Raw genomic sequence first — 21,989 nt, forward strand, 5'->3', positions numbered from 1 at the left:
GCCATCGCGTCGATCCTTCAAGACGACCAAGTCAGAGAAGGAAGAAGGAACGCGATGGCCGCTTCAGAGAGTGTGAACCCTGTTGACCTGCTGCGCGAGCAGATCGAGGGCGCGTCGCCGGATGTGTTGCAGGCGATGATCAAAACGTTCGCGCAGGCGGTGATGTCCGCCGAGGCTGACGCGATCTGCGGCGCTGGCTACGGGCAGCGCAGCGACGAGCGGGTCAACTCGCGCAACGGCTACCGGGCTCGGGAGTGGGACACCCGGGCGGGGACGATTGACCTGGCGATTCCCAAGCTTCGTCAGGGCAGCTACTTCCCCGACTGGCTGCTCACCCACCGGCGGCGGGCCGAGCAGGCCTTGGTCTCGGTCGTGGCCACGAGCTATCTGCTCGGGGTGTCGACGCGGCGGGTGGAGAAGCTGGTTGAGCAGCTCGGGATCCGGCAGTTGTCGAAGTCGCAGGTCTCGGAGATGGCCGCCCACCTCGACGCCCAGGTCGAGGCGTTCCGCAACCGGCCCCTCGACTCTGGGCATTACACGTTCGTGTGGATGGACGCGTTGACGATGAAGGTCCGCGAGGCCGGACGCACCGTCAATGTCCACGCCCTGATTGCGGTCGGGGTCAACGCCGACGGTCAACGGGAAGTCCTCGGCGTCGACGTCGCCTCGGACGAGGACGGCGCCGGCTGGCTGGCGTTCCTGCGATCGCTGACCGCCCGCGGACTGTCCGGCGTCCAGCTCGTCATCTCCGACGCCCACCGCGGCCTCGTCGCGGCGATCGGCGCGGCGTTGCCCGGCGCTACCTGGCAGCGGTGCCGCACCCATTACCTGCGCAACCTGCTCACGAAGGTGCCGAAGTCCGCGCAGCCGTGGATCGCCACCCTGGTCCGCACGATCTTCGACCAGCCTGATACCGACGCCGTCCACGCGCAGTTCCGGCGGGTCGTCGCCACGATTGAGGCGAAGTTCCCGGCCGCCGCTGAGCATCTCGACGCCGCCCGCGACGACCTCCTCGCGTTCACCAGTTTCCCGCGCGAGATCTGGCGTCAGATCTGGTCGAACAACCCGCAGGAACGCCTGAACAAGGAGATCCGCCGGCGCACCGATGTCGTCGGGATCTTCCCGAATCGGGCGGCGATCATCCGCCTCGTCGGCGCCGTCCTGGCCGAACAGACCGACGAATGGACCGAAGGACGCCGCTACATGGGCCTGGAACTCCTCGCCAAAGCCCGCCTGATCACCATCGACACCAGCCAACACGACACCGACCAGACCGACGCGGCATCGATCGCCGCATAACATCAGACCGGATCACACGATGGCCGTCTCTTACACCACCAGCGCGGACGTGACCGCATCGGCGCGTCTCGACCTCGGACTTGCCCTTGTCGCCGCCGGTCAGCCGGACGAAGCGGTTGCGCTCGGGGCGCAGGCCGTGGCATCCGGGCGAGTGGTGCCGTCGAACTGGTGGCGAGCCGCGGAACTGCTGGCAAAGGTTGAGGATCTCGGAGTGCCCGAGGCCGCGATGTTCCGTGAACTGTGCGTCGAGTACGCGCCGGGCGGGCGATCAATAGCGGACAGCACACCTAGTTAGCGGACAGTCACCTTCTGGATCGTAGACGCGCGCGGCGTGACGCTGGACCTCACTGAACCGGGCGCGGATCGAGGCACATCAGCAGGTGCCCCTTCGTGCCCTCATCATGGAGGGCCAGAAGATGACGGTGCCTATCGGGCTCCTGCGGCGACTCGTGGGCCGGTACCTCCCGTCGATTCCGGCGGCGTACGGCGTCGGGCAGCGCATCCAGATGATGGAGCAGGACATCGCCCGGCGGCGGTTGCTGGACCAGGCGCGCGGCGGGCAACAGGCCCCGGCGGGTGTCGGGGACACATCGATGTCGCGAGAGCGGCGCGTCTCGTATGACGAATACCTTTTTGCCACAGCGCTGACTCTTGCCCGACGGCACCGGCCGGTGTGGTCGTGGCGGCTCTGGCGGCGCATCTGCCGCTGCGGGTCCGACCTGCCCTGCCACGCCCGGCACCGGATACCGATCAATCGTGGCCACTGGCCACAGGAGGGCGAGCAGTGACCGGCGGGCAGGAACAGGCGATCCTCGCGGTACACGTTCGAGGGCTCGACGGCATGTGTGTCGGCTGCCGACTGTGGTGGGCGCGACTGACTCCGTACCCCTGTTGGCAGGTGGAATGGGCGACCAGCCGGCAGGCGCGGGCGATCACCGCGCGGTTCCTGGAGGGTGTGCGGTGACCACCCACGGCCCGGTCATGCCGGTCTGGAGCTGCGGCGGCTGCGACCTGCCCTGGCCCTGCCCGACCCGGAAGCGGGAGCTGCGGGCGGAGTTCATGGATGCGCCGGTGTCGCTGGCCCTCTACCTCGGTGCCTACCTCGTTCAGGCCACCGAGGACATGCCCTGGACGCCGGCCGGCGTGCTGCACCGCCGCTTCCTCGGCTGGACCAGGGAAACCGGCCACCTCATGCCGGTAGTGCAGCAGCGAAGTACCGCAAGCGTGCGAGCCGAGCCCGGTCGGGACGAGTCGCACCAGGCCCTCTGACCTCGCATCGAGCCTGACCCGGCCATCTCGCCGACAGCTCACACCGAAGCGGTCGGCGTTGGTTCTCCGCGACCCGAGCCTGCGGGCGCCGATCAGGTGCCGACGCGGCGTGTCTCGTAGGCCCACATCACGATCTCGACGCGGTTGCGGGCGTTGAGCTTGCGCATCAGGGCGGCGATGTGGGTCTTGACGGTGCTGAGGCTGATGGACAGCTCATCGCCGATCTCGCTGTTGGTCCGGCCGCGAGCGGCAGCCAGCAGGACCTGTTCCTCGCGAGCGGTCAGCGGCTCGACAGGTTCAGGTGGCACCGAGCGCGGGCGGCTGTTCGCGAAGGAGGACAGGAGCCTCGCGGTGATGTTCGGTGCGATGAGGGCGTCACCTCGGGCGGCGGCATGGACGGCCTGGGCGAGCATCTCGGCGCCGGCGTCCTTGAGGAGGAAGCCTCGGGCGCCCGCCTTGAGCGCCCCGTAGACGTACTCGTCGAGGTCGAAGGTGGTGATGACGACGACGGCCAGAGGGTCGGCGACGTCGGCCCCGGCGAGCTGGCGGGTGGCTTCGATTCCGTCGACCTCGGGCATGCGGATGTCCAGCAGGCACACATGGGGACGCAGCGCACGGGCCATGGAGATCGCCCGGCGGCCGTCGGCGGCGTCGCCGACGACGGCGATGCCCGGTTGGGCGTTCAGGATCATGCAGAGCCCTGCTCTGACGATGTCCTGGTCGTCAGCGACAAGCACGCGGATGGTCATGACGTCAGCGCTGTCCGAGGCAGCGAGGCGTCGACGCTCCAGCCGCCGTCCGGGGCAGGTCCCGCCCGGAGGGTGCCGCCGAGCAGGCTCGCCCGCTCGGCCATGCCGCGCAGCCCGTAGCCGGCGTGCGGGGAGCTGGTCGTGGTCGCCTCGCCGTCATCGTGCACCCGCAGGTGCACCTGGTCGCGGGATGCGGTGACGTCGACGGTGACTCCGGTGGCGCCGCGGGCGTGGCGGGTCGCGTTGGTGACCGCCTCGGCGGCGATCAGGTAGAGGGCGGTGCCGACTGCCGGCTCAACGGCCTCGACGTCACCGGAGACCTGCACGCGGACGCCCAGCACCTCGCCGCCGGGACGAGCGAGTCGTTCGATGTCCGCCACCCCTCGCCGAGGGGCGAGATCGGCGTCCGTACCGTCGCGCAGCACGCCCACGAGGGCTCGCATCTCCCTGAGCGTCCGGGACGCCTCCTCCTCGATGGTGACCAGGGTGGCCAGCGCGCGCTCCGGATCTGCGGCGGCCAGCGCGCGACCTGCCTGTGCCTGGACGGCGATGGCCGAGACGTGATGGCCGACCGTGTCGTGCAGCTCGCGGGCGAGTTCGTTGCGCTGATGGAGCCGGACCTGCTCGACGTCGCGGTCGTGGCTCCTGGTGCGGTAGCGCACTGCCGCTCCGAGCGCGGCCGAGCACAGGAAGAAGCCGTAACCGGCGACCCTCTCCGCGGGTGAGGTCTGCTCCGCGACGAGGGTGACGGGCAGCCAGACGAGGATGATGCCGAGTCCGAAGGCAGCCTCGCGCCCTGCCCCCCAGCGCAGCAGGGCGTAGGGCAACACGAGCAGCCCTGCGATGCCCAGCAGGCCGGTGGCGTCGATTACCGCGATCCTCGCGATGTCGAAGGCGAGAACGGTTCCGAAGGCAACGGCTACTGCGGCCAGCGGTCGCGTGCGTCGATACAGCAGGCACGCCGCGACCACGACGCTGACACCGACCAGCAGCGGCGCCCATGCCCTGTGGTCGCGCAGCAGCACCTCGACGACCGAGATCACGACAAGAGCCGAGGACAGCGCCCAGTCCCGCCACACCCGCACCGGCGCACCTGTGGGGCGAGGCTCAGCCCAGATCCCAGCAAGCATGCTTCCCCCTTTCCGGAGAACGTAAGGGGGCCGCCCCTCGGGCGGATCAGCCGAAAGTACGGCGAGTGTCCCGCGCCTGGGACCAGGACAGCCCGAGCCCGCAAGCGGATGTGGCGCCTGCCAACGCTGGTCAGTGTTGAGACATCGAGTGAGCCGACCCGGCTGACGCCAGCAAACAGGAGACGTGATGACCAGAACCGACAGATCAGCCGGTGCGCTCCGGGAGGCGCACATCCCGGTCCAGGCGAAGCTTGCCGCGGCCTGGGCCAGCTTCATGTTCCTCTACATCTACGTCGACTACCTCGCCCTGTACAAGCCCGGCTTCATCGACGACATCCTGGCCGGCACGGTGCACGAGTTCGACACCGGCCCAACCTTCGTCGCCCTCGCGCTCACACTCATGGCCGTCCCGATCCTCATGATCCTGCTCTCCGCGACACTCCCCGCCCGCGTCAACCGCGGCACCAACCTCGTCGTGGCGACGCTCTACATCCCCGTCACGGTGTACAACGCGGACGGCGAGTCCTGGAGCTACCTCTACTTCTACGGCTTCTCCATCGGGCTCGAGCTGCTGCTCCTGGCCTTCATCCTGCTCACCGCATGGACCTGGCCCCGGGCCGTTCGAGCCCGCCGAGACCTCGCCCAGGCCCCGCTGTGACGCTCGATGCACGCCCCGTCTGCGGGGTCGGTTGCAGCTGCTCCGGCAGCAGTGACCGCGAGCAGCCGGTTGCGTCGAATGTCGTTATATCTGCGTCTTCGCAGAACTTCATGGCATCCGCGAGACCGCATTGACCTTCTTCTTCTTTCCTCTGGCTCCTGGTAGAAGTGCGACATGCCCTCACGGCGTATCACGTCACTGGTGGATGAGCGCGGATCGCGACGTGCTGGCTCGCCGCCGTTGCGCGGGGTTTGCCTCGCCGGGGCGGGCGGTGCCTCGGGTTTCATGATCGGTCGACTGCTGCTCGCGGTGCTCAGTGCGGGCACGCAGCTGGTCACGGCAACTCGTCGTCCAGCACTGGAGGTGTGATGAGCGAACCTGCCGAGGTCGACCGCCTGCTCAGCGCCGCCGACGAGATCACCGCGCGGGCCGGTCTCGGCCCGGACACCCGGGCGGCCGTTGAGCAGGCGGTTGCCGCTGCCCGTGGTCTGGGCGATCCGGGGCGTCTGCTGCACGCTCTGGGCCGCGCCACTCTGAACCTCTCTCAGGAACGGCTCGCCGATGGCGGTGACGTCACTGAGCTGCGGGGACAGGCCGAGGAGGTCATCGCGCTCGCCGGCGATCTGCTCTCCGATCCGGACTGGCATGCCGATGCCGTGGTCCGCACCGTGCAGGCGGGCCAGATCCTGGCCGGCATCGGGCTCGTCGATCGCGGGCGCGATGTCGTCGAACGGGTGTGGCGGTTGGTCGCGCCCCGGCCCGCCGACGGCCTCGACGCCCGCCGCGCTCGGACCGCGGCACTGACTGGGCTGGTCACCCTGAGACTCGGGACGGACCCCTCCGTCCTGGGACCGTTGGCCGCAGAGATGGTCGACCTGCAGCGTGGGCTCGCCCGCGACACGGGCGAGGCGGCCGCCGTGATCGACCTGGCGGATGCCCTTGGAATCTTCGCGCGGGTCGCCAGCAGTCTGGGGCGGCCGGACCTGATGCGGGTGGCGCTGACCGAACAGTACTCAGTGGAACAGATGTTCCAGGGTTCCGGAGCGCAGAAGCGACTAGAGCGGATCGAGGCGTCGCTGGCGCAGCTGCGACAAGCCGCGCCGGCAAACCTCGTGGTGCCCGACTCGGGCGCATGGCGGATCCGCCGCTCCTACCTGGACCTGCTGGCCCAGCCCGCACCATCCGGCGTTACCGCCGGCGGGTTCGCGGCTCGGCTGGCGGCGGAGTCGCGGGTGACCGGCCGTGCACCCGGCAACCGCCCGCCCGCTGACCCGTCGGTGATCGCCGATTGTGCCTCCCGGCTCGATCAAGGGATCTCTCTGGCCGACGCAGATCAGATCATTGAGGCCGACCGCGTCCTCGCCGAGCTCGCCGACGAGTTGAGCCTGTACGACGGGGCGACGTCGGACCCGGCCCGGCGGGACGTCCGGCGCCTCTGGTCCGCGGCCCTCTACCAGCGGGCGATGCTCCGGCACCGGATCGGCCACTGCGACGACGCCTGGGACCTTGCCTGGCTGTCCGTGGTCGTTGCCGTCCGGCGGCACGAGGGCCTGCTACGCGGGACTGCCACCGAGCGGGAGGCGCTGGCCGACGCGGTCACTCACATGGTCGACGCCGCCGTGGTCGCGGAAGCCACCGGACGTGACGAAGACCAGATCATGCTGCTGTCCGAGGTCATCGACCGCTGCGCGGACGCGGACGCGGCCTACCCAAGGTTGCGTCGAATCCTCGGCACGGCCCTGCACAATCTCGCCGCCGCGATGCTCGAACGCCAGCAGACAGCGACCGCGGCGCCCTTGGCCGAACATGCCTACGCTATCCGTCATGAGCTGGCCGTGCTGGACCAGCGCGCAGCCTGGGAGTATGCGAACACACTGCTGCTCACCGCCGCCCTCGCCGTCGACCGTCAGGACTGGCGAATCGCCGTCGAACGTCTCAGCGCAGTTGGGCGACTGCTGGTTGCCTTGCGGACGTACCCGGAAGCGATGGCCGGGTATGCAGGACAGCTCGCCATCGAGGTCACCACCCGGGCGCCCGAGCTGGTGGACCGGGCTCGTGCCGCCGGCACCTGGCCGTATCAGACTTGGACCCCTCAGGCGTAGCGCCGCCCGTTCGGCGTGAGACCTCGCCCACGCGCGGGATGCCAAGCCAGGGGTGTCCGGTCGGCGGCTGCCAGCCGGTTACCGGATCTGGCAGGTCCCGGCCGGGCCGATGGTCAGCTGCTCCGCCCCCAGTTTGACGCGAGCCTCGGTAGGGAAGTTTCGCGGACACCTCGATGAAGGAGGGGGTATGGAGACGTCCGCTAGCGTCGGGCGCAGTTATCAACAGCCGACAAGGCCATGCGTGGCGGCGCCTGCTGCAGCGCCAACGCCGAGGGGGCGAGCCTGATGGCTCGCGTCGGTCGCTACGGGATCCCGAGGTTCGTGTGGTCCCTGATCTGGCTCGTCGTCTGCATCTTGATCGTAATCCTGTTGGCCCTGGTCATTCACCACTTCGGAGGCGCCTCTCTGTCGCTCAAGCTCGGCCACTTCTACCTGAACATCGGCGTCACCTGACCTGCTGCCTCGTCGACACTCCGGCGGCGGTCCGCCGCAGTACCGGCCCGGACCGCTCGGAGGGTGCCCGCGCGACGTGGGCACCCTCCGAGGGCAGGCGGTGCCGGATCCCCGGCTCGCCCTCAGCTCGTGGGGCCCGACGTCGCCCCGCCGAGGGTCACCTTGAGGATCTTCTCGTTGCTGTTGTTCGGGGTGCTGTCCTTGTCCCCGCCGGTGCTCGTGGTCAGCCACAGGTTGCCGTCGAGGGTCGGTTCGACGGTACGCAGCCGGAAGTACGTCCCGACGAAGTACTGCTGGACGTTGGTGAGCGTGTTGCCGCTGATCTCCGCACGGTACATCCGGTTGCCACGCAGGCAGGCGATGTAGAGCACGTCCCGGACGATCGCGATGCCGCTGCACGAGGCCTCGGCCACCGGGTACGTCCGGATCGGGGCCCTGAAGTTCGGGTTGGCGCAGTCACCGGAGGTGCCCTCGCAGGCGGGCCAGCCGTAGTTGCCGCCCTTGACGATGATGTTGGTCTCGTCCATGACGTTGTTGCCGAACTCCTGCTCGAAGAGCCGGCCCTGGGAGTCGAAGGCGAGTCCCTGCGGGTTGCGGTGGCCGTAGCTCCACACGTGGTTGCCGAAGGGGTTGTCCGCCGGCACGGTGCCGTCGGGGTTGAGCCGCAGCACCTTGCCGCCCAGGTTGCTGGTGTCCTGGGCCACGTCCGGGTCCTGTCCGTCGCCGGTGGCGGCGTAGAGCTTGCCGTCGGGGCCGAAACGCAGCCGGCCGCCGTTGTGGTACTTGTTGCGCGGGATTCCGGTGACGAGCACCTGCCTGGTGTCGGTCTGCAGCGTGCCGTCGTAGCGGATGCGCACGATCCGGTTGTCGGTCGTGGTGGTGTGGTAGATGTACAGCCAGCGGTCGGTGGTGAAGGTGGCCGAGACCGCCAGCCCGAGCACGCCGCCCTCGCCGCTGGTGCCTGCCACGTTCGGCACGGTGCCGATGCTGCGCTTGTCGGTGCCGTCCGGGTTCATGGCGACGATGTCGAACAGGTCGCGCCGGCCGTAGAGGACCGTGCCGTCGGGCAGTTGCACCAGGCCCCAGGGCAGGTCCTTCTCAGTGGTGATCGTCGTGGCGCCGCAAACCGGGCTCGTGCAGCCCGAGCCGGTGTGCGCGGTGACCGCGGCGCTCGCCCCGGAGACGTTGCCCTGGGCGTCCCGGGCGGTCACGGTGTACCGGTAGTCGGTGTCGGGCGTCAGCCCGGTGTCGGTGAACGTGATCGCCGGTGGGTTGCCTGCGGTGCCGGTGGTGGAGCCGACCGCCGTACCGTTGCGCAGGATCGTGTAGCCGGTGACCGCGACGTTGTCGGTGGAGGCCGACCAGGTGAGGGTCACGGCCGTGCCGTTCACCGTCGCGGCCAGGTTGGTCGGCGTGCTGGGCGGCGACGTGTCCTGCTGGCAGAACGGCGGGGTGACCGAGAGCGTGGAGCTGGCCTGCGAGACGTTGCCGGCGGCGTCGCGGGCGTTGACGTACCAGCCCCAGGTGACACCCTGCACGACGCTGAGCGTGGCGGTCAGCGTCCGTCCCGAGACCGAGGTGACGAGCTGGCCGTCGTGGTAGATGTCGTAGAAGGCGACGCCGACGTTGTCCCGGGAGGCGTACCAGGCGAGCGTGACGGACTGGCAGGTCAGCCGGGTGCGGCGCAGGCCGGTCGGCCGGGTGGGCGGGCTGGTGTCGGCGGCGAGCTGGGCCACCTGCCGGCTCCCGGCCGCCGGTGCGGCCGGCGCGGCGTTGGCGGGTACGCCGGTCACGATGACGCCGGCGCAGACCAGCAGGGCGAGCGGGACGCGGTGTCGGAAGTGGTGAGGATTGATCCGCACGGGTGTTTTCCTTCCCGGGGTTTTTGGTCAGTACGGGTAGCCGGGGACGTTGAGCCGCGCGCTGTACAGGCCCGAGTCGTTCGTTCGGCCGGAGGTGATGTAGAGGGTCTGGCGGTCGGGTCCGCCGAACGCCACGTTGGTGGTGCCGGCGCCGCCGGAGCGGATCGTGCCGAGCTGCGCGCCGGCGGGCGAGTAGACGTGGATCAGGCCGTCCGAGCCGGAGGCCCAGTACACGTTGCCGGCGCAGTCGACGGTGACCCCGTCGGGACCGCCGAGGTAGTTCACGAAGACGCTGCGGGCGCCCGTGCTGCCGTCGGGCTGGACGACGTACTTGTAGATCTTGTTCTCGGAGTAGGCGCCCACGTAGAGCGTGCCGCCGTCCGGGGAGAGCGCGATGCCGTTGGGTTGCCGCAGCCGGTCGTCCACAAGCGACACCTGGCCGCCGGAGACGCGGAAGACACTGGTACGTCCGCTCATCTGGTCGGGTCGGTTGCCGCGCTGGAAGTTGGGGTCGGTGAAGTAGACGACGCCGTCGGACCGGACCGTGACGTCGTTTGGTGAGTTGAACGCCCGGCCCTGGTGGTCGGCGGCGACGGTGCTGCGGGCCCTGTCGCTCAGCCGGTATGCGGAGACGTTCCGCTGGTCGTGGGTGGCGGCGATGATCTGCTGGGCGTCGGGACTGAGTGCCAGGCCGTTGCTTCCGGCGTCGGCGATGAAGGTGTCGAAGGTCGCGGGCGGGGTGAACCGGCGGATCGTGGAGGGCTGCACGTTGTTCGGTCCGGCGCCCGCGGCCATGTCCGACATCAGCAGGTAGCCGCCGTCGGCGATCCAGACCGGTCCTTCGAGGAACGAGAACCCGCTCTGGATCTTCGTCGCGGACACGAGGCCGACCGGCAGGGGCGGGCCGTACGCGGCGCCCTCCGGGCAGACTCCTGGTGGAGCGCCGGGTGGGCCGGTGAACGGGTAGGTGTGAACGTTCACATGAGGGGCGTCCCGAGATGCCGGGGGTGCGGCACCGGCGGGGCCTTGTGCGGTGGTGAGCGCCAGGCACAGGCCGGTGAGTGCGGCGATGGTTGGACGCCAGGTCATCGGGTACTCCAATCGGAGTCGGTGAATGCTTGGTGGGGTCGGCCTCGACCCCACCATCACCTATCATTGATCAGTGTCGATGCATATGGAACGCAGCTTAGGCGAGGAAGCGGCGCCCCGCATCAGTTGTCCACGATCACCTTCGGCGCATGCCCCGACAGGCACCCGATGACCTGGCCGGTTGAGCGCTGACACTCCGTACACCTTCGTGGTGACCGCCCGCGAGGCGGCGGGCGACGGGTCCGCGGCCCCACCCGGGTCCTTGACTTCCCGCATCCGCACCGCTTCCACGCCGATGGATTCCGCCGGCATCGGCGAAGGCCGCCTGGCTCCTACCCGAGCCTGCTGTCCGTGCGGGCGGCGGCGAGAGCGGCTGCCATCCGGGTCAGGCGTGCGCCCTGGAAGCAGGCCGTCTCGAGGACAGCTCTGGCGTACTCGGGATCCCGGCCGGCGCGGCTCTCCACCAGGCTGACGCCGTACGGGTTTCCGCCGGCGGCGTGAGCGGTGTCGTAGTTCAGGTAGCCCGTAGGGAGGATGATCGACCCCCAGTGGTGGAAGGTCTGGTAGAGGCTGAGCAGGGTCGCCTCCTGGCCGCCGTGTTCCTCATAGGTGGCGGTGAAGCCGGTCGCCGGCTTGTCGGCCAGTTCCTCCGCCTGCCACGGGACGGTCGTGGTGTCGAGAAACTGGCGCAGCTGGGAGCAGATGTTCCCGAAACGGGTCGGCGTGCCGAAGGCGTACCCGTTGGCCCACCGGAGGTCGTCCAGGGTGGCGACCGGGATGTCGGCAGTGGCGTCGAGGTGGGCTCGCCACTGCGGCTTGGCATCGATGACGTGCTCCGGCGCCAACTCCGCCACCCGGCGCAGGCGGACCTCCGCGCCGGCGTCCGCGGCTCCGTCGACAAATGCCTGCGCGAGCCGGTGCACGGTGCCGGTGGCGGAGTAGTAGATGACGGCGATCCTGGCATCGGTCTGCATGGTGCCTCCTGGGTCGGCTCGGTTCTCGGTCAACCGTGCCGAGCAGGCTTACCGTTCGCTGACGATCCCCTTACCGACGCCGCTGAACGGCTGTTCGTCGAGGTCGAGCTGTGCGCCGCGGCTCATCTCGGCTGTGAGTTCGTCGCTGCCGAGCGCCTCCCGGAGGCGGACGGTGATGCGCTGGACGTCGTGTTGCTCGCCGGGAGGCAGCGGCGCTCCGGCGGCCTCGCGCAGCGTCCGTGCCGCGGCGAGCAGCCGCGCGGCGGGGCGGCTGTCACCGCCGAGGCTGATGGCCCCGGCAAGGCCCTCGAGAGCCAGGGCGATCGCCCGTTGATCCCCGGTGGCGCGCGCCGCGTCGAGCGACTCACGGTGGTGGCGCTCGGCGAGGACGGCATCACCGCGGTGCTCCGCGATGAACCCCAACTCGGCCAGCGCGAGCGCGCAGCCCGGCAGGAAGCCGGCACGGCGGTTCCAGTCGAGCAGATCCCGCTGCTGGGTCTCGGCGGCGTCGAGGTCGCCCCGCCGTCGCGCGATCATTGCCAGGCCCGTGCCGGCGAAGGCGACGGCGGAGGGGCTCGACTGTTCCTGGGCCACCTGTAGCGCGCGGTTGTGACTGACGGCGGCCTCGTCGAGGTCGCCTCTCAACATGGCGAGCCGGCCGATGCATGCGAGCTGCCGGGACACCGACGTCCACAGCCGCAGGTGTTCGGCGATGCGCAGCGCCTCCCGATAGCGCGTGGCGGCGCGATCGTAGTCGCCGTGGATCTCGGCCAGGGTTCCCAACAGGCTCGTCGGATGCACCTGTCCCCAGCGGTCGCCCACCTGCTCGAACAGCGACCGGCTGGTCTCGCAGTCACGCTGCGCGGCGGGCAGGTCGCTGCGGAGTACGAGCGCGAGGTCCGCCCGGATGGCGCAGGCGGCGGCGATGCCCCACCGGTCCCCGCCGGCGCGGAACGCCGCCAGCGCCGCGTCGACCAGGGCGGCGGCCTCGCCCGGATCTCCGGAGCCGAGCATCATGGAGGCGAACAACCACTGCGCGAACGCCTTCTCCGGCCCCTCGGTGTCCTGGTAGCTCTCCAGGATCCGCTGCCGGGGAGCGGTCGGATCGCCGTCCCGGGTGGCGAGAGCGGTCAGCCACATCTGCGCATGTCGCCGCAGGCCGTCCGGTGCGACGTCGTCCTCACTCCTCGGGACGATGTCCAACGCCGTCCGCAGTGACCGGCTCACCTCTCCGAATCGACCCCGGAGCAGGCGGTACCAGGACAACGAGGTCGCGAGCGCCAAGCCCACGCGGGCCTGACCGTCGGTGGCGGCGACGTCGAGTGCCGCCCGGAGGTTGGCGCTCTCGGCGTCGAGCTCACGTAACGCACGACTCTGATCGTGCCCACGTAGCCGTCCGGCGGCCTGCTCGGCGAGACGGGCGAAACACGTGGCGTAACGGCGACGAGTCGCGGGCAGTTCGGCGGCGCTGTCGAGCTGTTCCAGACCGTAGGCAGCCACCGTCTCCGGCAGCCGAAAGCGTCGCGGAGTCTCGCCGCTCCGCACCATGACCAGCGATCGGTCGATCAGGCGTGCCAGCACGTCGAGGACCTCGTCCGATGCCACCTGCCCGCCCCCGCACACCTGCTCGGCGGCGGCCAGGGTGGCGCCGTCGGCGAAGACCGCGAGCCGGCGCAGCACCGCGCGTTCGGGAGGTGACAGCAACTCCCAACTCCAGTCGATCACGGCGCGAAGCCCTTGCTGACGCGGGGGCGCGGTGCGCCGGCCGGATGACAGCAGCCGGAAGCGATCGTCGAGCCGTGCCGCCAGCTCGCCCGGGTCGAGAACGGCCAGACGGGACGCGGCCAGTTCCAGCGCCAGCGGTACGCCGTCGAGACGCCGGCAGATGACGGCGACCGCGTCCGTGTTCCGCTGATCGACGGTGAACCCTGGCTCGGTGGCGCGGGCGCGGGCCACGAAGAGTCGAACCGCCGGAGCCTCGGCGATCTGCCGCGCGCCGGCTCCGGGCTCCGGCAGGGTCAGCGGCGGCACCGGAAAGACGGCTTCGCCGGGGATCCCGAGCGGCTCGCGGCTCGTCGCCAGGATGCGCAGGTCGGCCACGGCGCCGAGAAGCTTCTCGGTCAGTCGAGCGACCGGCGCCACCACGTGTTCGCAGTTGTCGAGCAGCAACAGCATCCGCCGACCTCGCAGCGCGGCGACCAACCGGTCCATCGGCTCGCGCGGTGGTCGATCACCGGGCAGGCCGGGCGGGCTGTCGTCCCGGATCTCGAGCGTCGCCGCCACCATGTCGACGATCTCGGCGCAGGTCGCGTGGTCGCCGCAGTACGGCTGGCCGGCCAGCTCGACGAGCCACAATCCAGCGGGGAACGTGTCACCCAGCGCACGAGCGGCCTCGATCGCCAACCTGCTCTTTCCCACCCCACCCAGACCGGTCAGGGTCACCAGCCGCTCGTTCGTCAGCCGCTCCCGCACCGCCTCGACGGCCCCGTCGCGCCCGATCAGCCCGCCGTACGGACCAGGCGACAGAGGCGCCGGCAGATTGGTCCGGGCCGGACTCGACGCCGGTGCCGGCGGCTGGAGGGCGGGATCCTGGCGCAGGATCGCCCCGTGCAGCTCGACCAACTCTCTACCGGGATCGATGCCGAGTTCGTCGCGCGCCTGCCGACGGAACTGCTCGTAGGCGAACAGTGCCTCATGCTGGCGTCCCGAGCCGTACAGGGCGCGCAGGTGCGCGGCCCGTAGTCGCTCACGCCACGGATGGCGTGCGACCAGGTCGGTCAGTTCCCCGGCGAGCAGGTGGTGCTCACCGAGATCGAGCCGGGCCTCGGCCAGCTCCTCCAGCGCGGTCAGGCGCTGGTCGTTGAGCCGCTCGACCGCCTGGCGGACGAACCGCTCGTCGCTGAACTCGGCGTACGGGGAACCGCGCCACAGCGACAGGGCCTCCGTCAGCGTCGCCGCCCGCACAGCCGGCTCCCGCTGCGCGCCCGAACGTACCAACAGAGCGGCGAAGCGACCGGCGTCGACCGATTCCGACGGCGTCCGCAGCCGGTAGCCGGCTTCACCGGACTCGACCAGCGCACGGCCGCCCGCCTCGCCCGCCCCCAGTGCGCGGCGCAGCTGCGACACCTTGGTCTGGAGCGCCCCGAGCGCGTTGCCGGGTGCCTCGTCACCCCAGAGATCCTCGATCAGCCGGTCGGCGGTCACCGGGCGCCCCTCGTGAACCAGCAGGTCAGCCAGCAGACCACGCACTTTGAGGCCGGGCACGGCGACAGGTGTGCCGTCCGACGTCCACACCGCGACGTCGCCCAGCACTCCGAACCTCATCGCTTCACACTAGCCAGCCGGCTGTCCCGCCCCGCGAACGTCCGCCGACCGACGGTCTGCTCACCGGGAAGCGGCGCGGGGTCACCGACGCGTACGTCAGCCGGCCGTCAGCCGGTGGTAAGGAGCCCCGGGCAGGCTGAACCGAGCCGACACCGGAGGAACGACATGGATCAGCTACAGCGGCGCCGAGCCGCTGCCCGCCACAGGCCGCTCGCACCAGGGCGGGTGGCCACACCCTGGCTCGCCCTGCTGGCCGGTCCGCTGTCGTTCGGGATTGCCGCACCGGCACTGCTGCTTGACGACCTGGCGCGCGCGACGGGTAGCGGGGAACAGGCCGCGACCGCCGGTGTGACCGCCTTCGGCTGGGGGATCGCGTTGGGGACGCCGCTGCTGGCGGCGCTGCTCGCCCGTCGCGGCGTACGAGCGGTCCTGACCGTCGCGTCCGCGCTGGTGGCCGCGGGGACGCTCATCCTCGTGCTGATCCCGAGCGTGCCGGCGATGGTGGCCGGTGCGGCGGTGCAGGGACTCGGGTCCGCCGGCCTCACCGTGACCGCGATGAAACTGGCCGACTCGGCCCGGCAGATGGGCGTGGTCGCCGCGTCGCTGGCGGTCGTCGGGGCCACCGGTCCGCTGACCGGCGCACTGATCGCCGACGTCTCCTCGTGGCAGGCGGCACTGGCGTTGCCGCTGCTGGCGGTGCTCGCCGTGCCCGCGGCTCGCCGCGGCACCACCTCACCGGACGCGGTGCCGGCGCCGTTCGACGTCTTCGGGATGACCATCCTGGCGATGCTGGTCACCGCAGCCGTCCTCATTCCGCACCGGCCGCTGGTGGCCGGCCCGGCCACCGTTGTACTGCTGCCTCTGCTGGTGTTCTGGACCAAGGTCCGTCCGGACGGCTTCCTGCCTGCTGCGGTGGCACGGAACGGCCGGTTCCTCGCGGCGTGCGCGCTGGCCTTCGCGCTGGGAGTGGGGAACTTCGCCCTGCTCTACGCCGCGCCGGACCTGCTGCGACAGCACGCGGGATGGGCAGGCACCCGGAGCGGGATCGTGCTGCTGGCGCCCTACCTGATCGGCGGCGTCTGCTCCGGGTTCCTGGTCGCGGCATCCGTGCGAGTGTCACGCCGCGTCGCGGCCGCCACGTTGCTCGTCACCGGCGCCGCCGCGCTGCTGCTGGCGGCGATCACCACCGCCGTACCGCTGCTGCTCGCGGCGATGACGCTCGGCTCCTTGGCCGCCGCGACCGGCCAAGGCGTACTCGCCCTGCACGCGGCCGGCGTCGTATCCGCCTCCCACCGGGCCGAAGCACTGGGTCTGTTCAACCTCGCCTACCTGCTCAGCGTTGCGATCGGACCAGTGGTTGCCGTGACGCTCTCGCACCCGACCACTTGAGGGCCCCGACGCGCAGTTCACCGTCGGCCGCCTCGGGCGTCGTGGCCTGCGTGGCGCGGCGTTCGGTTGGGCTTCTGGATCACCGCAGCGCGCGGAAGAAGGCGCGCAGATCGGCAGCGAGCAGATCGGGCTCTTCCTGGGCGAGGAAGTGGCCGCCGACGCTGGGCTCGCGCCAGTGGGTGAGGTTGGCGTAGGTGCGTTCGGCGAACGACCGGGGCAGGCCGGCGTCCTCCACGCTGACCGTGATGCCGGCGGGCACGTCGACCATCGGCAGATGCGGGGCCAGGTGGTCGTCCCGGTAGGGCCGGAAGGACGTGCCGATGCAGTTGGTGACCCAGTACAGCATCACGGTGGTCAGCAGCTCGTCGGAGCCGAACCGGCGGGAGAGGTCGCCGCCGCAGTCGCTCCAGCGCTGGTACTTCTCGATGATCCATGCGGCCAGTCCGGCCGGCGAGTCGCTCAGCGCTGCCGCAAGGGTGTCGGGCCGTGTTTCCTGGAGGATTCCGTAGCCCCAGTCATCCTGGGCCTTCGCGTCGAGCATGGCGATGAACGCCTCCTCGGCCGGGCTGAGGTTGCCCCTGCGGTCCGCCGGCGGGAACTTGATGTGCTGCGAGAAGACCCCGATGACCCGATCTGCGTGGCGGGCGCCGAGCCACGTCGTCACGCCGGATCCGATGTCGCCACCGTAGGCGCCGAAGCGGTCGTAGCCCAGACGGGTCATCAGCTCGGCCCACACGTCCGCGACGGCCGCCTCGGTCGTCGGGCCCTCGGCGAGCGCTCCGGAGAAGGCGAAGCCGGGCAGGCTCGGTATGACGAGGTCGAAGTCTGCGAGCCGGGACACCAGGGGCAGCATCTCCGTGTACGTGCTGGGCCAGCCGTGGGTGAGGATCAGCACCGTGGCGTCGGGCGATGCCGAGCGGACATGAACGAAGTGGACCGGCGTGCCTCGGATCGTGGTGACGAACTGAGGGTGCCGATTGAGGGCACGCTCGACCGCACGCCAGTCGAATCCGTCGAGCCAGTACCGCACCAGATCCGCCAGGTACCCCGGGTCGGTGCCGGCGGCCCACGGCTGTCCCGGTGCGGCCGGCGCGAGCCTTGTCCGCGAGAGCCGAGCGCGCAGGTCGTCCAGGACGGTTTCGGGCACATCGATGCGGAAGGGCGTCACCCGCTCATGGTCCCATCGCCAGGAGTCACTCGGCAGCCGCCCGAATGGGCAGCCTGCCGGGGAGCGTGATTCAGGCCGGAACCGCTGGAGACGGCACTATCGTGTTCACGTGCCTTCAGACGTACATCCGGCCCTGGATGTCTTGATGCCCGCGGCGTTCCTGGGCCACGGCAACCCGATGAACGCCCTCGAGGTGAACCGGTACACCTCCGCATGGAGAGCCTTCGGCGCCGCGGTGCCGCGTCCCCGCGCGATCCTGGTGGTCAGCGCACATTGGTACATCAACGCCACGGCCGTCACCGCGATGCCCCGGCCGAGGACCATCCACGACTTCTACGGGTTTCCGCAGGAGCTGTTCGAGGTGCAGTACCCGGCGCCGGGGCTGCCCGAGCTGGCCGAGGAGGTCAGTGACGTCGTCCATCCGACCTGGGTCGGGGCGGACGTCGACAGCTGGGGCATCGACCACGGCACCTGGTCGGTGCTGATGCACGCCTTTCCGGACGCGACGATTCCCGTCGTCCAGCTCAGCATCAACGCCGACAAGGCGATGGACTACCACCTTCAACTCGGCGCCCGGCTCGCTCCACTGCGCCGGCGCGGTGTGCTGATCGTGGCGAGTGGCAACGTCGTGCACAACCTGCGCGGCATGGACTGGGCGCTGACCGACGACGGCTTCGACTGGGCGCGACGCTTCGACGAGGACGCCAAGGCCCGGATGCTGACCGACCCGGGCGAGTACGCGACCCTCGACGCCCACCGGGACTTCCGCCTTGCGGTACCGACACCGGATCACTTCATCCCCGCGTTGTATCTCGCCGGTCTGGCCGCCGCCACGGACACCCCCGACACCGAGGTCCTCGTCGACGGCTACGCCTACGGCTCGCTGTCCATGACGGCCTACACCCTGGGCATGTCCTGTCCACCGGCCGCCGGCCGGGGCGGATCCCCCCAGCCACCGCCCGGCCTGCCGCCGGACGGCTCCAACATCTGAGGGGGCGCCGGCTGGTCGAATGCTCTTATGGATCAAGGTGCGGTCGCGGTCGGTCCGGTGCTCGCCGCCGTACTCGTCGCTCTCGTGTCGTCGCCGTGGCGACGGTGCGGGCCGGAAACCCCCGCCGCAGGCGGGAGTGGTTCGGTCAATCCTTTGTGGCCCGCTCGGTCGCGGCACGGTCGCTCGCCACGATGAGGTCCAGCAGTTCCTTGCCCAGCCCGGCCGCGATCCGGACGCGACCGCCGCCGGTCGAGATCGCCTGCGGGCATGTCGCGTCACCCAGCATCACTGTGACTTCGCCGAGGTTGATTCCGACCGCGCCGGGCTTCTGCAGTGTGCATTCCTCTCCTGCGGGCACGGGGTCGCGCAGCGCGGCGAGGGATGTCCGGATCTGGTTCAGCGTCTCGGCGTCCGTCGCGACGACCATGCCGTTTGTGGGCGGCGCCTCGGTGGTGGCGTTGGTGATGCGGTCGGGCAGCACCAGGCCGCCGGAGGCCGGGGCCGCCGGGCCGGCGGGCCAGGTGACGTGCTTGAGCAGCTGCTCGCGGCCCTTCTCGTCCCCGGAGATGAAGGCCGTCGTCGCCTGAATCTCGTCGTTGAAGGCGCGGTAGGTCCACACGGACGGGATTGCGTACTGGTTGGGCTGATCGACTTGGATCAGCTGCCCGTCCTTGACGACCAGCCGGTTCGGGCTGACGGCCGCGGCGACGCCCTGCTGCACGACAGCCATCCACGCCTGGCCATCCGACTTGCACCTGAAGGGTGCGGCCCCGGGCGGGACAGACGTCGGTCGCGTGGCCCGGGGATCCCACTGTGCGGCGAGGTAGACGGTGTGCGGCTCGGCGGTGCAGGGATCGAGGGTGGTGACCTCGCTCGTCCGCCAGCCCTCCGGAACGGCGACGGACAGGCCACCCAGGCTCACCGTGGCCCCCGCGGTCTCGGACCCCTTCGGGGGCGCACTCACCTGGGGCAGGGCCACGACGGCCGCGACCGCGGCCGCGACGGCGACGGAGCCGGCAGTTCCGAAGGCACGACGGCGGCGCTGCACGCTGCGCCGCCCGAGGCGGACCAGCCGGGAGGCGGGATCGGTCTCGGCCGGCGTCACGGAGGCGGCTACGCGGTCGAGCAGTTCGCTGACGTGGGTGGGATTCACGGCGTCTCCTTGGAGGATTCGGCGAACAGACCGCTGGCGCGAAGCGCCGCCAGGGCACGGGACGTGCGGCTCTTGACCGTTCCCACCGCGACGCCGAGGGTCTGCGCCACCTCGGCCTCGGAGGCGTCGGCCCAGAACCGCAACACGAGCACCACCCGCTGGTCGGCAGGCAATCGCCGCAGACTGGCGAGCACCTGCACGCTGAGATCCGACTGATCCGCGAACCCACCACGGGACGCGTCCGGCAGCTCCCCGGTCGGCACCTCGTCGCGCCAACGCCGGCGCCTGGCCCGCATCGCGGCACGGATCATCACCTGGCGGACGTACGCCTCCGGCCGCCCCTCCGGCACGCCCAACCGGTGCCACGACCGGTAGGCCGCGATCAGACCCTCCTGGGCGAGGTCTTCACCCAGCCGTCCGTCACCGGTCAGCAGCACGCCGAAGCGAACGATCTCGCGATACCGGCCGGCGACGAATTCCTCGTAGCCGACAGGTTCCGCTCTGCGAAGCAAGCCCATACCTCATTAAGGGACCTGGACCCACCCGATGGTTCCCCCGTGTCGGTGCCCGGGTGACCCGGGTACGGTCGCCCGGGCACCGCGGGCTATGCCGTCGGCCTGGCTTCGTGCAGGATCCGGGCCAGCTCGTCCGGCCGGCTGAGCATCGGCCAGTGCCATGTCGGCAGTTCCTCGTACCGCCACGAATCGCCGGCCATGTGCCGGCACAGCGGCACGGTGGTGGCCATCTCGCGTGCCTGCTCGGCGGTGAAGCTCGACAGCACGCCGAGGCGGGGCAGCTTCTCCCACGCCCCGGTGAGCCGTACCGGGGTGGTGGCGGTCGCCCACGGCTGGGCCACCGACCGCTCACCGAGCAGCGCGACGACCGAGTCATCCACGTCTGCTGCTCCCGCCGCCAGTTCGGCCCACGGCGGGGGCGGCAGCCGCCAGCCGTCGCCGTGTTCGGCGACCACCGCCGCGTTGCGCTCACGCTCCGGGGGCGGGCTGAAGTCCTCGTTCGCCGCCCCGTCGGGCAGCGGGCCGGTGTCGACGAAGACCAGTTGGGCGATGCGGTCGGTCATGCGGTCGGCAACGGCTGTCGTCACGACCGCGCCGGCGTAGCTGTGCCCGACGAGAACCACGTCGTGCAGGTCCTCGTAGCGCAGCAGGTTGACCACGTCGGTGACGTGGACGTCGAGGTCGGTGTCCGGGCGGGCCAGGTGGGCGCGCTCGCCAAGGCCGGTCAGGCTCAGCGGGTACACCTCGTGGCCGTGCTCACGCAGGATGGCGGTGACCGGCCGCCAGGCCCACGCGCCGAGCCAGAACCCCGGAACCAGTACGAATGTCGTCATGCGTCACACGCTACGATCAATACCGGACAGGTTCCGCCCGGATTGGAAGTGGGGATTTGTGACCCGGCCGACCGCGCGCGTACTGGCGTTGCTGGAGATCCTCCAGGCCGGCGGCGACTTCACCGTCACGGACCTGGCCGGTCGGCTGGGCGTCGACGAGCGCACGGTCCGCCGATACGCCGCGCATCTCGCCGACCTGGGCATCCCGGTCGAGGCCCGGCGCGGTCGCTACGGCGGATACCGGCTCGCGCCCGGATACAAGCTGCCGCCACTCATGCTCACCGACGAGGAGGCGGTCGCCGTCATGCTCGGGCTCGTGGCCGCCGGCCGGGCCGGGCTGGTCACCGCCGAAGGCGCGGCCGCCGAGAGCGCGACCGCGAAGATCCGCCGGGTGCTGCCGGCCGTTCTCGCCCGGCGGATCGATTCGCTGCTGGAGACCGTGGACTTCACCGCACGGGTCCGGAAGTCCGCTCCGGCCGGCATCGAGGTGCTGCTGGTGCTCGCGGACGCGGCCCGACATCAGCAACCGGTGGACATCACCTACACCGCCTGGCGCGGCGAGTCCGCCGAGCGTCGGCTCGACCCGTACGGGCTGGTCTTCCACGCCGGCCGGTGGTACGTCACCGGCCACGACCACAACCGCCGGGCCGTACGGACGTTCCGGCTCGACCGCATCGGGACCGCCCGCCCCACCCCGGGCAGGTTCGAGATCCCGGCCGGCTTCGATCCCACCACGCAGGTACTCACCGGTCTGGCAGCAGTGCCGTACGCGCACGACATCTCCGTGGTGCTGCACACCAGCCTGGCGCAGGCGCAGCGACGGATTCCGCAGTCGGTCGGCACGCTCATCGAGGTTCCCGGCGGAGTGCGCCTCACCGCCCGAGCCGAACGGCTCGACGGTGCGGCGCAGATGCTCGCCGGGCTCGGCTGGTCGTTCACGATCGACCGACCGGACGAACTCAAGGACGAGGTACGGGCCCTGGCCAACCGGCTGCTCGCCGACGCCTGAGGGGCGGCAGAGGTGGTCAGGC

The 21,989-nt window shown here is 70.6% G+C and carries 19 protein-coding genes and 1 pseudogene; 10 read left to right on the forward strand and 10 right to left on the reverse strand.

The features are described 5' to 3' along the window. Positions 1 to 54 precede the first annotated feature (54 nt). The 4 genes and pseudogenes from O7611_RS06930 (at position 55) to O7611_RS06945 (ending at position 2,568) form a co-directional block, all read left to right on the forward strand. The gene (locus tag O7611_RS06930) at positions 55 to 1,299 is read left to right on the forward strand and encodes an IS256 family transposase (protein ID WP_194803563.1); all 1,245 of its coding nucleotides are present in this window, start codon (positions 55 to 57) and stop codon (positions 1,297 to 1,299) included. 52 nt (positions 1,300 to 1,351) lie between these two features. Then, positions 1,352 to 1,594, forward strand: a pseudogene (locus O7611_RS06935) (transcriptional regulator); the annotation flags it as partial. Between the two features lie 330 nt (positions 1,595 to 1,924). Then, positions 1,925 to 2,263 (forward strand): hypothetical protein, encoded by a 339-nt coding sequence (locus O7611_RS31905; protein WP_332367430.1) that lies wholly within the window; start codon positions 1,925 to 1,927, stop codon positions 2,261 to 2,263. Continuing rightward, positions 2,260 to 2,568 carry a hypothetical protein gene (locus tag O7611_RS06945; RefSeq protein WP_269696411.1) on the forward strand — a complete coding sequence of 103 codons (309 nt, stop codon included), beginning with the start codon at positions 2,260 to 2,262 and terminating at the stop codon, positions 2,566 to 2,568. Before O7611_RS31905 ends, O7611_RS06945 begins: the two co-directional genes overlap by 4 nt. Positions 2,569 to 2,660: 92 nt before the next feature. On the opposite strand, the gene O7611_RS06950 is transcribed toward O7611_RS06945, so the two are convergent. Both O7611_RS06950 and O7611_RS06955 read right to left on the reverse strand, forming a co-directional pair. After that, on the reverse strand, positions 2,661 to 3,317 hold the full coding sequence (locus tag O7611_RS06950) for a response regulator (protein ID WP_194803501.1): 657 nt from the start codon (positions 3,315 to 3,317) through the stop codon (positions 2,661 to 2,663). Then, positions 3,314 to 4,360 carry a sensor histidine kinase gene (locus O7611_RS06955; RefSeq protein ID WP_269696412.1) on the reverse strand — a complete coding sequence of 349 codons (1,047 nt, stop codon included), beginning with the start codon at positions 4,358 to 4,360 and terminating at the stop codon, positions 3,314 to 3,316. Before O7611_RS06955 ends, O7611_RS06950 begins: the two co-directional genes overlap by 4 nt. Positions 4,361 to 4,634: 274 nt before the next feature. Here O7611_RS06955 and O7611_RS06960 point away from each other — a divergent pair, with 274 nt between their 5' ends. From O7611_RS06960 to O7611_RS06970, 3 genes are all read left to right on the forward strand, one after another. After that, positions 4,635 to 5,105, forward strand: coding sequence for a DUF6326 family protein (locus O7611_RS06960; protein ID WP_269696413.1), 471 nt, complete (start codon positions 4,635 to 4,637; stop codon positions 5,103 to 5,105). 368 nt (positions 5,106 to 5,473) lie between these two features. After that, complete coding sequence (locus O7611_RS06965) at positions 5,474 to 7,207, forward strand: hypothetical protein (protein WP_269696414.1); 1,734 nt, start codon at positions 5,474 to 5,476, stop codon at positions 7,205 to 7,207. A 237-nt stretch (positions 7,208 to 7,444) separates the two neighbouring features. Next, positions 7,445 to 7,660, forward strand: coding sequence for a hypothetical protein (locus O7611_RS06970; RefSeq protein WP_194800743.1), 216 nt, complete (start codon positions 7,445 to 7,447; stop codon positions 7,658 to 7,660). Between the two features lie 122 nt (positions 7,661 to 7,782). Here O7611_RS06970 and O7611_RS06975 read toward each other — a convergent pair whose 3' ends face one another. From O7611_RS06975 to O7611_RS06990, 4 genes are all read right to left on the reverse strand, one after another. Continuing rightward, positions 7,783 to 9,522 (reverse strand): PQQ-dependent sugar dehydrogenase, encoded by a 1,740-nt coding sequence (locus O7611_RS06975; RefSeq protein WP_269696415.1) that lies wholly within the window; start codon positions 9,520 to 9,522, stop codon positions 7,783 to 7,785. A gap of 27 nt (positions 9,523 to 9,549) precedes the next feature. After that, complete coding sequence (locus O7611_RS06980) at positions 9,550 to 10,611, reverse strand: SMP-30/gluconolactonase/LRE family protein (protein WP_269696416.1); 1,062 nt, start codon at positions 10,609 to 10,611, stop codon at positions 9,550 to 9,552. Positions 10,612 to 10,943: 332 nt separating this feature from the next. Further along, on the reverse strand, positions 10,944 to 11,585 hold the full coding sequence (wrbA, locus tag O7611_RS06985) for an NAD(P)H:quinone oxidoreductase (protein ID WP_269696417.1): 642 nt from the start codon (positions 11,583 to 11,585) through the stop codon (positions 10,944 to 10,946). A gap of 48 nt (positions 11,586 to 11,633) precedes the next feature. Beyond that, positions 11,634 to 14,909: a BTAD domain-containing putative transcriptional regulator gene (locus O7611_RS06990; protein WP_269696418.1), complete on the reverse strand. Its 3,276-nt coding sequence runs from the start codon at positions 14,907 to 14,909 to the stop codon at positions 11,634 to 11,636. A 225-nt stretch (positions 14,910 to 15,134) separates the two neighbouring features. On the opposite strand from O7611_RS06990, the gene O7611_RS06995 reads away from it, so the two are divergent. Further along, on the forward strand, positions 15,135 to 16,298 hold the full coding sequence (locus O7611_RS06995; protein WP_269696419.1) for an MFS transporter: 1,164 nt from the start codon (positions 15,135 to 15,137) through the stop codon (positions 16,296 to 16,298). Positions 16,299 to 16,377: 79 nt separating this feature from the next. Here O7611_RS06995 and O7611_RS07000 read toward each other — a convergent pair whose 3' ends face one another. Next, entirely contained in the window at positions 16,378 to 17,466 is a 1,089-nt protein-coding gene (locus tag O7611_RS07000) for an epoxide hydrolase family protein (RefSeq protein ID WP_269696420.1), read from the reverse strand. 145 nt (positions 17,467 to 17,611) lie between these two features. Here O7611_RS07000 and ygiD point away from each other — a divergent pair, with 145 nt between their 5' ends. After that, entirely contained in the window at positions 17,612 to 18,457 is an 846-nt protein-coding gene (ygiD, locus tag O7611_RS07005; RefSeq protein WP_194800748.1) for a 4,5-DOPA dioxygenase extradiol, read from the forward strand. 145 nt (positions 18,458 to 18,602) lie between these two features. Here ygiD and O7611_RS07010 read toward each other — a convergent pair whose 3' ends face one another. From O7611_RS07010 to O7611_RS07020, 3 genes are all read right to left on the reverse strand, one after another. Further along, positions 18,603 to 19,610, reverse strand: coding sequence for a hypothetical protein (locus O7611_RS07010; RefSeq protein ID WP_269696421.1), 1,008 nt, complete (start codon positions 19,608 to 19,610; stop codon positions 18,603 to 18,605). Further along, positions 19,607 to 20,122 (reverse strand): SigE family RNA polymerase sigma factor, encoded by a 516-nt coding sequence (locus O7611_RS07015; protein ID WP_194800751.1) that lies wholly within the window; start codon positions 20,120 to 20,122, stop codon positions 19,607 to 19,609. The genes O7611_RS07010 and O7611_RS07015 overlap by 4 nt, the downstream gene beginning before the upstream one ends. A gap of 92 nt (positions 20,123 to 20,214) precedes the next feature. Beyond that, positions 20,215 to 20,958: an alpha/beta fold hydrolase gene (locus O7611_RS07020; protein WP_269696422.1), complete on the reverse strand. Its 744-nt coding sequence runs from the start codon at positions 20,956 to 20,958 to the stop codon at positions 20,215 to 20,217. A gap of 58 nt (positions 20,959 to 21,016) precedes the next feature. Here O7611_RS07020 and O7611_RS07025 point away from each other — a divergent pair, with 58 nt between their 5' ends. After that, positions 21,017 to 21,967: a helix-turn-helix transcriptional regulator gene (locus O7611_RS07025; protein ID WP_269696423.1), complete on the forward strand. Its 951-nt coding sequence runs from the start codon at positions 21,017 to 21,019 to the stop codon at positions 21,965 to 21,967. The last annotated feature ends 22 nt before the right edge of the window (positions 21,968 to 21,989 follow it).

The sequence above is a fragment of the Micromonospora sp. WMMC273 genome, from assembly GCF_027460285.1.
GTDB classification, from domain to species: domain Bacteria; phylum Actinomycetota; class Actinomycetes; order Mycobacteriales; family Micromonosporaceae; genus Micromonospora; species Micromonospora aurantiaca.

What these genes read in the sequence shown, in the direction of transcription:
- O7611_RS06930 (WP_194803563.1), top strand. Translation starts at nt 55, where the DNA reads ATGGCCGCTTCAGAGAGTGTGAACCCTGTTGACCTGCTGCGCGAGCAG.
- O7611_RS06950 (WP_194803501.1), bottom strand. Translation starts at nt 3,317, where the DNA reads ATGACCATCCGCGTGCTTGTCGCTGACGACCAGGACATCGTCAGAGCA.
- O7611_RS06960 (WP_269696413.1), top strand. Translation starts at nt 4,635, where the DNA reads ATGACCAGAACCGACAGATCAGCCGGTGCGCTCCGGGAGGCGCACATC.
- O7611_RS06965 (WP_269696414.1), top strand. Translation starts at nt 5,474, where the DNA reads ATGAGCGAACCTGCCGAGGTCGACCGCCTGCTCAGCGCCGCCGACGAG.
- O7611_RS06970 (WP_194800743.1), top strand. Translation starts at nt 7,445, where the DNA reads ATGCGTGGCGGCGCCTGCTGCAGCGCCAACGCCGAGGGGGCGAGCCTG.
- O7611_RS06980 (WP_269696416.1), bottom strand. Translation starts at nt 10,611, where the DNA reads ATGACCTGGCGTCCAACCATCGCCGCACTCACCGGCCTGTGCCTGGCG.
- wrbA (WP_269696417.1), bottom strand. Translation starts at nt 11,585, where the DNA reads ATGCAGACCGATGCCAGGATCGCCGTCATCTACTACTCCGCCACCGGC.
- O7611_RS06990 (WP_269696418.1), bottom strand. Translation starts at nt 14,909, where the DNA reads ATGAGGTTCGGAGTGCTGGGCGACGTCGCGGTGTGGACGTCGGACGGC.
- ygiD (WP_194800748.1), top strand. Translation starts at nt 17,612, where the DNA reads ATGCCCGCGGCGTTCCTGGGCCACGGCAACCCGATGAACGCCCTCGAG.
- O7611_RS07020 (WP_269696422.1), bottom strand. Translation starts at nt 20,958, where the DNA reads ATGACGACATTCGTACTGGTTCCGGGGTTCTGGCTCGGCGCGTGGGCC.